An 11,655-nucleotide genomic window follows, 5' to 3' on the forward strand; every position below is an offset into this window, starting at 1 on the left:
ACTCCGCACGACGTGCCCTGACATGCCGTCGATCAACTGCGGCGCCGTCGCGGCTGGTCGCGCCCGCGCGGCGGAGCCGCAGATCGGCAGAGCCCCGCGCCCCTTCGGGCGCCTTCCGGACCGCGGCATCCTTCCGCTGGTCCGCTCGGAGACCGGCAGTGCCCAGGGGGCGACTGCCCCCTGGGCGTTCCGAGGGGTCAGGGCAGGTGGGCCGCGATCTCGGCCGCCGCGTCATGGCCGTACGCCTTGGCAAGGCGCTCCATGAAGTGGCCGCGGCGCAGCTCGTACTCCTGCGTGCCGATGGTCTCGATGACCAGCGTCGCCAGCATGCAGCCCACCTGGGCGGCCCGCTCCAGCGAGAGGTTCCAGGACAGGCCGGAGAGGAATCCGGCGCGGAAGGCGTCGCCGACGCCGGTCGGGTCGGCCTTCTGCTCCTCCTCCGGGCAGCCGACGACCACGGGCTCCTCGCCCTCGCGGTCGATCCGCACGCCCTGCGCGCCCAGCGTGGTGACGCGGGTGCCGACCTTGGCGAGGATCTGGTCCGCGGTCCAGCCGGTCTTGGTCTCGATCAGCGCGGCCTCGTACTCATTGGTGAAGAGGTAGTCCGCGCCGCCGATCAGCAGCCGGATGTCCTCCCCGTCCATGCGGGCGAGCTGCTGGGAGGGGTCGGCGGCGAAGGCGATGCCGCGCGAGCGGCACTCCTCGGTGTGGCGGACCATGGCCTCCGGGTCGTCCGCGCTGATCAGCACCAGATCGAGGCCGCCGACGCGCTCCGCGACGGGCTGGAGCTCGATCTGGCGGGCCTCGCTCATGGCGCCGGTGTAGAAGGACGCGATCTGGTTGTGGTCGGCGTCGGTGGTGCAGACGAAGCGGGCGGTGTGCTGGACCTCGGAGATCCGCACGGACGCGGTGTCCACACCGTACCGGTCCAGCCAGGCGCGGTAGTCGGCGAAGTCCTCGCCGGCCGCGCCGACCAGGATCGGGCGCAGGCCCAGCACGCCCATGCCGAAACAGATGTTGGGGCCGACTCCACCACGGCGGACGTCGAGGGTGTCGACCAGGAAGGAGAGGGAGACCGTATGCAGCTGATCGGCGACCAGCTGATCGGCGAAACGGCCGGGGAAGGACATCAGATGGTCGGTGGCGATGGAGCCGGTTACGGCGATGCGCACTGAGTCGCTCCTGCGGGGCGGAGAGATCGGACGCTTCACGCTATCTGCTCAGCCCGGTCCATACGAACGGAAGAAACTACCCAATAGTAGGTCTTTTGTGACCGGCATCCGCTGAATACGGTGCGTGGACACGGGGGACGCGTCGGCGACAGCCCAAGGACCGGGAGGCATCATGCCCCAGCACCTCACCCCCGCTCTGCCCGCCACCGGGGCCATCGAGCCCGAACACCTGGAGGAGCTGCGCGGCGACGGTGCGCGGATGGCGCCGCACTGGACGGTCACCGTACCGGCCGCTCCCGCCGGGCCCGTTTCCCCGGTCGCCGCCTCCCGCATCCGGGGGGTCACGGTGCCCGCCGCATCGGCCGACCTGCTGGCCGGGATGTCCGATTACGGCGATTGACGGAACCGGCCGGGTCCGGGCTCCGTCTCATCGGCATCTCCTCGCGAGGGATGGGACCGTAGAACGTGAGCGGAGCCGAAGGAGCGAAACGGTGAGCACCGAGGACACCGACACCCCGCAGACCCCCGATGACGGCGCCCCCCGACGTACGCGCCGGCGCTCGCCGCTGGCCGTCGTTTCGGTGGCGGCCGCGGTGCTGGTAGCCGGTGGTGGCGGCGCCTACTGGGCGTCCACCGCGGCCGGCGGCACCCGGGGTCCGGGCGCGTCGGACGAGGACGGATCGCCCAAACCCCTCGCACTGGACGCCTACGCCTCCCAGGGCGGAGAGCGCGGCGCCTCCCCGGGCGGGGAGCGGGACGGGAACGAGGGCATCGCGCCCGGGGAGCCCGACCCGCACGGCGGCCGCTATGTGGTGACGGGCAAGCTGCCGGACGGGCCCGATGAGGCCCCGGTGTATCTGACCGACCCGAAGGTCACCAAGGCCGATGTGGCGCGGCTGGCGAAGGCGCTGGACGTCTCCGGCAGCCCCCGCGCCGACCACGGGTACTGGAAGGTGGGCGGCGCCCCGGACGCGAGCGGCCCGACGCTGCGGGTGAGCCAGACCGGGCCGGGCAGCTGGTCGTACTCCCGCTACGGGGCGCCGGGCGGCTCGTCCTGCGTCCACCCGGACGGGAAGAAGGCGCCGCAGTCCACCCGGACCGACAAGGGCGACGGGGCGGAGAGGGCCGACAAGCGCTGCCCCACCTACCGCGACGGCGACAAGCGCGGTGACAACGGCGCCGCCGAGGGCCGCGACAAGGCCGTCTCCGAGGAGAAGGCCCAGAGCGCCGCCGAGCCGGTGTTCAAGGCGCTCGGGCTGTCGGACGCCAAGCTGGACGCGAGCGGCCTCTACGGCGCCGTGCGGATGGTGAACGCCGATCCGAAGGTGGGCGACCTGCCCACCTACGGCTGGGGCACCAATCTGCAGGTCGGCGCCGACGGCCAGCTGGTCGGCGGCAACGGAACGCTGGCGGAGCCCAAGGAGGACGACAGCTATCCGCTGCTCAGCGCGGACCAGGCGCTGCAGCGGCTGAACTCGGCGGCGGGCAGGAGCGACGGGCCCTCGGGGAAGGTGAGCGTGCGCAAGGTGACGTTCGGCCTCGCCTCGCAGCTGGTGGACGGACGGCGGGCGCTGGTGCCGTCGTGGATCTTCGAGACCAAGCCGACCGGGGCCAACCACGTGGCGGTCACCCTCCCCTACCCCGCGGTGAAGCCGGAGTTCATCAAGAAGGCGGAGGAGCCGGGCCACTCGCCCTCGCCGGGCAAGGGTGACGGCACCTCCAAGCCGGATCACCTCACCTCGTACACGGTGGACGGCAAGACCCTGACGCTGCGCTTCTGGGGCGGGGTCTGCAACACCTACTCGGTCTCCGCGAAGGAGAGCTCCGACAAGGTGACGCTGGACCTCAAGAGCAAGCCGAAGCATCCGGGGCGGGCCTGCATCCTCGTCGCCAAGCAGCTGGAGCGGAAGGTGACGCTGGAGGAGCCGCTGGACGGCCGGAAGGTCGTGGACGGGTCCACCGGTGAGACGGTGCCGCTGCGGAAGTGAGCGAACGGTTCAGCTCGGGATGAGCGAACGGTTCAGGACAGCCGGAAGGGGGCGGGCCCGGTGGGCCCGCCCCCTTCCGTCATGCTGTGCGCTCCGCCGCGCCCGGGGGCTCAGCTGAAGGAGTCGCCGCAGGCGCAGGAGCCCGTGGCGTTCGGGTTGTCGATGGTGAAGCCCTGCTTCTCGATGGTGTCGACGAAGTCGATCGAGGCACCGCCCAGGTACGGGGCGCTCATGCGGTCGGTCACGACCTTCACGCCGCCGAAGTCCTTGACGACGTCGCCGTCGAGCGAGCGCTCGTCGAAGAAGAGCTGGTAGCGCAGGCCGGAGCAGCCGCCGGGCTGGACGGCGACGCGCAGCGCGAGGTCATCGCGGCCCTCCTGCTCCAGCAGGCTCTTGACCTTCGACGCGGCGGCGTCGGACAGGATGATGCCCTCGCTCGCGGTGGTCTCGTCCTGAACGGTCATCTGCTTCTCTCCCGGGTCGTACGGACTGCTTGCCGATGGCGCAAACCAACGGCGTCCCGGATTCATTCCGGGCCCAAGCGCCTATCTCCTGTTGCCCTTCATGCTCGCATACGGGCGGACACACCGGAATGCGTCACATCGACGCAATGCCTCTCGTCAACATGACATGAAGGAGCTATGATAGATAGCGTCATTCTGACGATTAGGGTTTTCAGCGAAGAATTTCCCAGCGAAGAAAGAAGGGTGCGTGACGTGACCACCGCCCAGCCCCTCGATGTGCAGCCGACCCCGCTCGCTCTGCTGCTTCTCGGCCGGGAGGCCGACCCACGGAGCGAGCGCGGCGTGGAGTGCCCGGGAGACCTCCCGGCGCCCTCCGACCCGGATCTGGTGGCCCGCGCCCGCGCGGCCAAGGAGAAGCTCGGGGACAAGGTCTTCGTGCTCGGCCACCACTACCAGCGCGACGAGGTCATCGAGTTCGCGGATGTCACCGGAGACTCCTTCAAGCTCGCCCGGGACGCGGCCGCGCGGCCGGACGCGGAGTACATCGTCTTCTGCGGTGTGCACTTCATGGCCGAGTCCGCCGACATCCTCACGGGCGACGACCAGCGGGTCATCCTCCCCGATCTGGCGGCCGGCTGCTCGATGGCCGACATGGCCACGGCCGAGCAGGTCGCCGAGTGCTGGGAGGTGCTCGCGGAGGCCGGTGTGGCGGATGCGACGGTGCCCGTCTCGTATATGAACTCCTCCGCCGACATCAAGGCGTTCACCGGTCGCCACGGCGGCACGATCTGCACCTCCTCCAATGCCCGGCGGGCGCTGGAGTGGGCGTTCCAGCAGGGCGAGAAGGTGCTGTTCCTGCCCGATCAGCACCTGGGGCGCAATACGGCGGTCCGCGACATGGGCATGTCACTGGACGACTGCGTCGTCTACAACCCGCACAAGCCGAACGGCGGGCTCACCCCCGAGGAGCTGCGCGCCGCCACGATGATCCTGTGGCGCGGCCACTGCTCGGTGCACGGCCGCTTCTCGCTGGACTCGGTCAAGGATGTGCGCGAGCGCATACCGGGTGTGAATGTGCTGGTGCACCCCGAGTGCAAGCACGAGGTCGTGGCGGCGGCGGACTACGTGGGCTCGACCGAGTACATCATCAAGGCCCTGGAGGCCGCCCCCGCCGGTTCGAAGTGGGCGATCGGCACCGAGCTGAACCTCGTACGGCGCCTGGCCAACCGCTTCGCCGACCAGGGCAAGGAGATCGTCTTCCTCGACAAGACGGTGTGCTTCTGCTCGACCATGAACCGGATCGATCTGCCGCATCTGGTGTGGGCGCTGGAGTCGCTGGTGGACGGCAAGGTGGTCAATCGCATCCAGGTCGACGCGGAGACCGAGCACTTCGCGAAGCTGGCGCTGGAGCGAATGCTGGCGCTGCCGTAGGCAGCGTTCGGCGGTGGGGTGCGGGTCGCCTGCGGCGCCCGGAGGCCGCTTCGGCGCCCGCCGAGGGGTCCGGGGGCGGAGACCCTGGTAGCGGGGAGGAGGAAGGTCCGCGCGGGCAGCGCTACGCGCCCGCGCGGACCAGGCCCGTTTCGTAAGCGATCACTACCAGCTGGGCGCGGTCGCGGGCGCTCAGCTTGGCCATCGCGCGGTTGACGTGCGTCTTGACCGTGAGCGGGCTGACCTCCAGCCGGGCGGCGATCTCGTCGTTGGACAGGCCGCCGCCCACCTGGGCCAGGACCTCGCGCTCGCGCACGGTCAGGGCGTCCAGCCGTGAGGAGTCATAGGCGCCCGCGCCGCCGCCCCCGTCGCCCTGGGCCAGGAAGCGGGCGATCAGCCCCTTGGTCGCGGCCGGGGAGAGCAGTGCCTCGCCCGCCGCGGCGATGCGGATCGCCGCGAGCAGTTCATCGGGCTCGGCGCCCTTGCCGAGGAAGCCGCTGGCCCCGGCCCGCAGCGAGTCCACCACGTACTCGTCCACCTCGAAGGTCGTCAGCATGACCACCCGTACGTCCTTCAGCTGCGGGTCTTCGGTGATCATGCGGGTGGCGGCCAGGCCGTCCGTACCGGGCATCCGGATGTCCATCAGCACGACGTCCGCGCCCCGGGCGCGGGCGATCTCCACCGCCTCCGCGCCGTCGGACGCCTCGCCCACCACCTCCATGTCCGGTTCGGAGCCCACCAGGACGCGGAACGCGCTGCGCAGCAGCGCCTGGTCGTCCGCCAGCAGTACCTTGATCGTCATAAGTCCCCTCCCCCGCGCGGCTGCAGAGGAAGTCTCACCCGCACCCGGAAACCGCCCCCGGGCAGGGGTCCCGCCTCACAGCTGCCGCGCAGCGCGGTCACCCGCTCGCGCATCCCCAGCAGGCCGTGTCCGCCGCCGGGCTCCGTCCCGTCCGCCCGGGGCTGCCCGGACCCGTCCATGCCGTCCGGCGCCTCCTCGGGCCCCTCGGTGCGCGTCCCCGCCCCGTCGTCCTCGACCGTGACCTCCAGGGCGTCCGCGACCCGGGCGATGCGGATCTCGGCCGTGGCCCCCGGCCCGGCGTGCTTGTGCGCATTGGTCAGCGCCTCCTGGACCACGCGGTAGGCCGTGAGGTCCACCGAGCCCGGCAGCGGGCCCAGCTCCTCCGGCGGCTCCGCCCGCACCCGGACCCGCGTTCCGGCCCGTACGAAGCCGTCCACGAGCTGGTCCAGGACCGCGAGGCCGGGGGCCGGTTCGGTGGGGGCGGCGGGGTCGCCGTACTGCCGCAGCAGGCCGACCGTGGCGCGCAGCTCCTCCAGCGCCGATCGGCTCGCCTGCCGTACGTGCGCCAGCGCCTCCTTGGCCTGGTCCGGGCGGTTGTCCATGACGTGGGAGGCGACCCCGGCCTGGACGTTGACCAGCGCGATGTGATGCGCCACGACATCGTGCAGCTCACGGGCGATCCGCAGCCGCTCCTCGGCGACCCGGCGGCGCGCCTCCTCCTCACGGGTGCGCTCCGCGCGCACCGCCCGCTCCTCGATGGCGGCGATGTAGGCGCGCCGGCTGCGCACCGCGTCACCGGCAGCCGCGGCCAGCCCGGCCCAGGCGAACAGGCCCCAATTCTCCTGTGAGTACCAGGGGTTGAGCGCGAAGAGCATCCCGGCGCCGGTGAGCAGCACGGCGGTGGCGGCGCCGACCCGCCAGGTGGTGGGGCGGTCGGTGCGGGACGCCACCGTGTAGAGCGCCACCACCACCCCGAACACGATCGAGGTGCGCGGCGGGCCCACGTCATTGGTGATGAGCTCGGTGAGGGTGAGGGCGACGTTGAAGGCGAGCACCCCGCGGGGCAGATCGCGGCGGAGCACCAGTGAGGCGGCGGCGAGCACGGCCAGCAGCACGAAGAAGGCGCCCAGCGGCTGGTGGCGCATGCGCGGACCCGCCACCGCGCCGATCAGGATCAGCACGAGGACCACCAGCGCCACCAGGGTGTCCAGGGCACGGGGGTGGGCGCACAGCCAGCGGTGCGGACGGGCCAGACCCGGCCCGACGGCGAGGGGAGTCACGGAATCCAACGGTAAGGGCCGCAGGGGGCCGCCCGGGTTCCTGGGCGGCCCGTACCCGGCCGGTGCGGGGAGGTACGACCTGTGCTGGAGTGTGGATCCGGGAGCGCGCCGCACTAGCGCCGCCCTAGCCCGGAATCAGGCCGTCGTCCTTGAGCATCGCCTTGACTTCCTCGAGGGTCGCTTCGGCGGCGGGGAGGATCAGCTCGGACGGCTGGAGCGCGTCGTCGGGCAGCGGCTCACCGGCCGAGCGCACCGCGTCCAGCAGCGCGCCCAGGGTCCTGCGGAAGCCCTCGTGATCGCCGCCCTCGATCTCCGCGAGCAGCTCGTCGTCCAGCCTGTTCAGTCCGGGCAGATGGCTCTCGGCCACCAGCACCTGGCCCTCACCCATGATCCGTACGATCATGACGACCTCCTTGGAGACCTCGCCCAGGCGGGGGCGCGGGCTACTGCTTGTCGAACTTGTGCTGGGTCTGGGACTGCTGGGACCCGTCCGTCGTGCCGCCCTCGATCGCCTGCTGCGGGCTGCCACCGGCCAGCTCGGCCTTCATCCGCTGAAGCTCCAGCTCCACGTCCGTACCGCCGGAGATCCGGTCGAGCTCGGCCGCGATGTCGTCCTTGGCCATACCGGACTGGTCGTCCAGGGCGCCGGAGGCCAGCAGCTCGTCGATCGCGCCCGCGCGCGCCTGGAGCTGCGCCGTCTTGTCCTCGGCGCGCTGGATCGCCATGCCGACGTCGCCCATCTCCTCGGAGATGCCGGAGAAGGCCTCGCCGATGCGGGTCTGGGCCTGGGCCGCGGTGTAGGTGGCCTTGATGGTCTCCTTGCGCGTACGGAAGGCGTCGACCTTGGCCTGCAGCCGCTGGGCGGCCAGGGTCAGCTTCTCCTCCTCGCCCTGGAGCGTCTGGTGCTGGGTCTCCAGGTCGGTGACCTGCTGCTGCAGCGCGGCGCGGCGGGACAGCGCCTCGCGGGCCAGGTCCTCCCGGCCGAGCGCGAGCGCCTTGCGGCCCTGGTCCTCCAGCTTGGTGGACTGGCCCTGCAACTGGTTGAGCTGCAGCTCAAGGCGCTTGCGGGAGGTCGCCACATCGGCGACACCACGACGCACCTTCTGGAGCAGCTCCAGCTGCTTCTGGTACGAGTAGTCGAGGGTTTCCCGCGGGTCCTCGGCCCGGTCCAGGGCCTTGTTGGCCTTCGCGCGGAAGATCATCCCCATACGCTTCATGACACCGCTCATGGGCCTCGCGCGCCCCCTTCTGACGGACGTGTGACTCCGGCACTCCAACAGACCCAGCCTACGGGCACTGCTTCCATTACCGCACTGTTCGAGCCCGCTCGCGCTCCTCCCCAGGGACGATCAGACGGTGGGAGCCTCCGGCGCAAGGAGGAGTGCGCCCCCTGTGTCCCGATTAGGGCGGGACTCCGTTGCCTGATCGTTCCCCCTGAGGCTGGGGCACACACTCCGCAACCCGTACCCTTGGGCTTTGTGTTCCGAAGCCGTTCCAAGGATGAGCAGGCCGCTACCTCTAAGGTAACCGCGGACCAGCCGCAGCAGACCCGTGACCCGCAGGCGCCCAAGGGCCGCCCCACTCCCAAGCGGAGCGAGGCCCAGTCGCAGCGCCGCAGCCTGGCGAAGACGCCGGCCAACCGTAAGGACGCCACGAAGCGTGCGCGCGAGGCCCGCCGCGCCGATCTGGCCAAGCAGCGCCAGGCGCTGGCCGGGGGCGACGAGCGGTATCTACCCGCCCGCGACAAGGGTCCGGTGCGGCGCTTCGCCCGCGACTTCGTGGACTCGCGGATCTCCGTCGCCGAGTACTTCCTGCCGCTCGCGGTGGTCATCCTGGTCCTGAGCATGATCCGGGCCGGCGCCATGCAGAGCTATGTGCTGCTGGTGTGGATGGTGGTCATCGTCCTCATCGTGGTCAACTCCCTCGTCCTCGGCGTCCAGCTCAAGCGGCAGCTGCGCAAGCGCTTCCCCGACGAGAATCTGCGCGGCGCGGTGGCGTACGCCCTGATGCGCACCCTCCAGATGCGCCGGCTGCGGCTGCCCAAGCCGCAGGTCAAGCGCGGAGAGCGGCCCTGAGCGGTCCGCCCTCCGGCTTCACCGGCGGGGCGGCCGGGTGGCTGCGCCACCTAGGGGGTCTGCGGAACACCGTCCGGCAGGCGCTGGTCGCCCACCAGCTCGATGAGCAGATCACCGCGCGCTTCCCGGTGGGGCAGCGGCTGCGGGTGCTCGACGTGGGCGTCGGCCAGGGCACCCAGGCCCTGCGGCTGGCCCGCGCGGGCCACGAGGTGACCGGGCTGGAGTCGGACGCCACCATGCTGGCGGCGGCCCGCACCGCGTTCGCCGAGGAGCCCGAGGGCATCCGAAGACGGGTGCGGCTGCTCGAGGGCGACGGCCGGGAGACCGGGGCACACTTCCTGCCGGGCACCTTCGACGTGGTGCTGTGCCACGGCGTGCTGATGTACGTGCCCGAACCGGATCCGCTGCTCGCCGGGGCGGCCCGGGTGCTGGCCCCCGGCGGTCTGCTCTCCCTGCTGGTGCGCAACGGTGACGCGCTGGCGATGCGGCCCGGTCTCGCCGGGGACTTCGACACCGCGCTGGCCGCCTTCGACTCACCCTCGTACACCAACCGGATCGGGCTGCCGGTGCGAGCCGACCGGCGCGAGGAGCTGGCCAAGACCCTCACCGCGATCGGCGCGCCCCTGCGCGGCTGGTACGGCGTGCGGGTCTTCACCGACCTCGCCCCGGATGACGCGGAGCCGCCGGGCTCCCCGGAGTGGGGGCGGCTGCTGGCGGCCGAGGAGCGGGCCGGGCGCACGGATCCCTATCGGGCGGTGGCGGCGCTGCTGCACCTGTGTGGGGTGCGCGGCTGATCCTGGGCGCGGGGTTGGGTGCGGTGGGGTGGCGGTGAGGGCCGCCACCCCGTGTGCGTGTGCTTTGTCTATTCGGCTTGTCTATTCGGCGCGCAGGCTCATCGGGCCGTAGATCTTCTTGCCGTCCTCGAAGAGGGTCACCTGCTCCGCGCCTCCCTCAAGGAGCTCCCGCCACTCCTCACCGATCCACGACTCCGCGTCCCCCTGGGTCGGGAACTCCTCCGGCTGCACCGCGGGCTTCGTCTCCGTCCCGTCGGACTTCTCGAACCGCCATGTCCACGCCATTCCAGCCTCCTCCATCCCACCGGCCCACAAGTGATACCCGCCGGTCCACAGCTGATGTCTGCCCGCAGCCTAGGTGACTGATCACTCCGTACGGGGTGGCCCCGCGCGACCCGTGGGAACGGACGCGAGACGATCGGGGCGTGGAACTCACTCTTCTGGGCACCGGGGCCCCCGACGGGCTGCCGCGCCACGGCTGCCCCTGCGCCGCCTGTGCCGCCGCCGTCGGCGAGGAGGCGCGGGCCGCCACCTCGCTGCTGATCGACGGCGCGCTGCTGATCGACCTCACGCCGGGGGCCGCCTTCGCCGCCGCGCGGGCCGGGTACTCGCTGGTGGGCGTCCGCCAGGTGCTGCTCTCTCATCCACATGCGGGGCCCGCCGTCGAGTTCCCGGCCGGGCTGCCCGCGCCGGGGCGGGTGCCGGACGGCCGCACACTGTCCCTGATCAGCGGCCACCGGGTGCGGGCGATCGCGCTGGACTCCCCCGGCACCGGCTACGAGGTCACCGGCCCCGACGGCAACCGACTGCTCTACCTCCCGCCGGGCGCGGCCGCCGCCGGGCTCCCCGACCCGGCCGAGGCGTACGACATGGTGCTGCTCGACGTGCTGGGCCGCCCCGACGCGCTGGCCGCCCTGCGCGCCTCGGGCGCCGTGGGTGCCACCACCGATGTGCTGGCCGTCCACCTCGACCACACCACCCCGCCCGGCCGGGAGCTGCACCGCCGCCTCGCCACGGCGGGCGCGCGAGCGGTGCCGGACGGGCGGACGCTGGTCGTCGGCGAGTACCACGCGGTGCCGGACCTGCCGCGCCGCACGCTGGTGCTGGGCGGTGCCCGGTCCGGCAAGTCCCGCGAGGCGGAACGGCGGCTGACCGCGTTCCCCGGCGTCCTGTACGTCGCGACGGGCGGCACCCGCGAGGGCGACCCCGAGTGGGCCGCCCGAGTCGCCGCCCACCGCGACCGCCGCCCCGGCTCCTGGCGCACCGCCGAGACCTGCGATCTGCCCCCGCTGCTGGCCGAGGACGGCCCACCGCTGCTCATCGACTGCCTGGCGCTGTGGCTCACCGACGCGATGGACTCCGTGAGCGCCTGGGACGACGAGAAGTGGGCCCACGGCGGCGAACGCGCCCTCCACGAGCGGGTCTCCGCCCTCGTCGCGGCGGTCCGCGCGACGACCCGTACGGTCGTCGCGGTCAGCAACGAGGTCGGGGCCGGGGTCGTTCCCGCGACCGCCTCGGGGCGCCGCTTCCGCGATGAACTGGGCCGTCTGAACGCTGTGTTCGCGGAGGAGTGCGAGCAGGTGCTGTTGGTCGTGGCCGGTCAGCCCTTGCCGCTGCGCGGCTGATCTCGGGACGGGCGAGACGGGGCGGGG

At 72.0% G+C, this 11,655-nt stretch carries 13 protein-coding genes; 6 read left to right on the top strand and 7 right to left on the bottom strand.

Going from position 1 to position 11,655, the window contains the following annotated elements; genetic code table 11:
• Positions 1–197 precede the first annotated feature (197 nt).
• On the bottom strand, positions 198–1,172 hold the full coding sequence (locus tag VT50_RS17290) for a carbohydrate kinase family protein (RefSeq protein WP_046084454.1): 975 nt from the start codon (positions 1,170–1,172) through the stop codon (positions 198–200).
• Positions 1,173–1,344: 172 nt separating this feature from the next.
• Between VT50_RS17290 and VT50_RS17295 the strand changes: the two genes are divergently transcribed.
• Together VT50_RS17295 and VT50_RS17300 are read left to right on the top strand one after the other, a co-directional pair.
• Positions 1,345–1,572: a hypothetical protein gene (locus tag VT50_RS17295; RefSeq protein WP_046084453.1), complete on the top strand. Its 228-nt coding sequence runs from the start codon at positions 1,345–1,347 to the stop codon at positions 1,570–1,572.
• Positions 1,573–1,663: 91 nt separating this feature from the next.
• Positions 1,664–3,160 (top strand): hypothetical protein, encoded by a 1,497-nt coding sequence (locus VT50_RS17300; protein ID WP_046084452.1) that lies wholly within the window; start codon positions 1,664–1,666, stop codon positions 3,158–3,160.
• Positions 3,161–3,270: 110 nt separating this feature from the next.
• Here the strand turns inward: VT50_RS17300 and VT50_RS17305 are convergent, their stop codons facing one another.
• Positions 3,271–3,624, bottom strand: coding sequence for a HesB/IscA family protein (locus VT50_RS17305; RefSeq protein ID WP_020871998.1), 354 nt, complete (start codon positions 3,622–3,624; stop codon positions 3,271–3,273).
• Between the two features lie 243 nt (positions 3,625–3,867).
• Between VT50_RS17305 and nadA the strand changes: the two genes are divergently transcribed.
• Positions 3,868–5,055, top strand: coding sequence for a quinolinate synthase NadA (nadA, locus tag VT50_RS17310; protein ID WP_046084451.1), 1,188 nt, complete (start codon positions 3,868–3,870; stop codon positions 5,053–5,055).
• Between the two features lie 121 nt (positions 5,056–5,176).
• Here nadA and VT50_RS17315 read toward each other — a convergent pair whose 3' ends face one another.
• From VT50_RS17315 to VT50_RS17330, 4 genes are all read right to left on the bottom strand, one after another.
• Entirely contained in the window at positions 5,177–5,854 is a 678-nt protein-coding gene (locus VT50_RS17315) for a response regulator transcription factor (protein ID WP_046084450.1), read from the bottom strand.
• Positions 5,851–7,143, bottom strand: coding sequence for a sensor histidine kinase (locus VT50_RS17320; RefSeq protein WP_046084449.1), 1,293 nt, complete (start codon positions 7,141–7,143; stop codon positions 5,851–5,853). Before VT50_RS17320 ends, VT50_RS17315 begins: the two co-directional genes overlap by 4 nt.
• A 115-nt stretch (positions 7,144–7,258) precedes the next feature.
• Entirely contained in the window at positions 7,259–7,537 is a 279-nt protein-coding gene (gene pspAA, locus VT50_RS17325; RefSeq protein WP_046084448.1) for a PspA-associated protein PspAA, read from the bottom strand.
• A 40-nt stretch (positions 7,538–7,577) separates the two neighbouring features.
• The gene (locus VT50_RS17330; protein ID WP_046084447.1) at positions 7,578–8,351 is read right to left on the bottom strand and encodes a PspA/IM30 family protein; all 774 of its coding nucleotides are present in this window, start codon (positions 8,349–8,351) and stop codon (positions 7,578–7,580) included.
• Positions 8,352–8,612: 261 nt separating this feature from the next.
• On the opposite strand from VT50_RS17330, the gene VT50_RS17335 reads away from it, so the two are divergent.
• A complete protein-coding gene (locus VT50_RS17335) occupies positions 8,613–9,209 on the top strand; it encodes a DUF3043 domain-containing protein (RefSeq protein WP_046084457.1) in 597 nt (198 codons plus the stop codon).
• A 59-nt stretch (positions 9,210–9,268) separates the two neighbouring features.
• Positions 9,269–10,003 (top strand): class I SAM-dependent methyltransferase, encoded by a 735-nt coding sequence (locus VT50_RS17340; RefSeq protein WP_240529192.1) that lies wholly within the window; start codon positions 9,269–9,271, stop codon positions 10,001–10,003.
• Positions 10,004–10,084: 81 nt separating this feature from the next.
• Here the strand turns inward: VT50_RS17340 and VT50_RS17345 are convergent, their stop codons facing one another.
• A complete protein-coding gene (locus VT50_RS17345; protein WP_046084445.1) occupies positions 10,085–10,288 on the bottom strand; it encodes a hypothetical protein in 204 nt (67 codons plus the stop codon).
• A 140-nt stretch (positions 10,289–10,428) separates the two neighbouring features.
• On the opposite strand from VT50_RS17345, the gene VT50_RS17350 reads away from it, so the two are divergent.
• Positions 10,429–11,628, top strand: coding sequence for a bifunctional adenosylcobinamide kinase/adenosylcobinamide-phosphate guanylyltransferase (locus VT50_RS17350; RefSeq protein ID WP_046084444.1), 1,200 nt, complete (start codon positions 10,429–10,431; stop codon positions 11,626–11,628).
• The last annotated feature ends 27 nt before the right edge of the window (positions 11,629–11,655 follow it).

Source organism: Streptomyces antioxidans, from assembly GCF_000968685.2.
GTDB lineage: Bacteria > Actinomycetota > Actinomycetes > Streptomycetales > Streptomycetaceae > Streptomyces > Streptomyces antioxidans.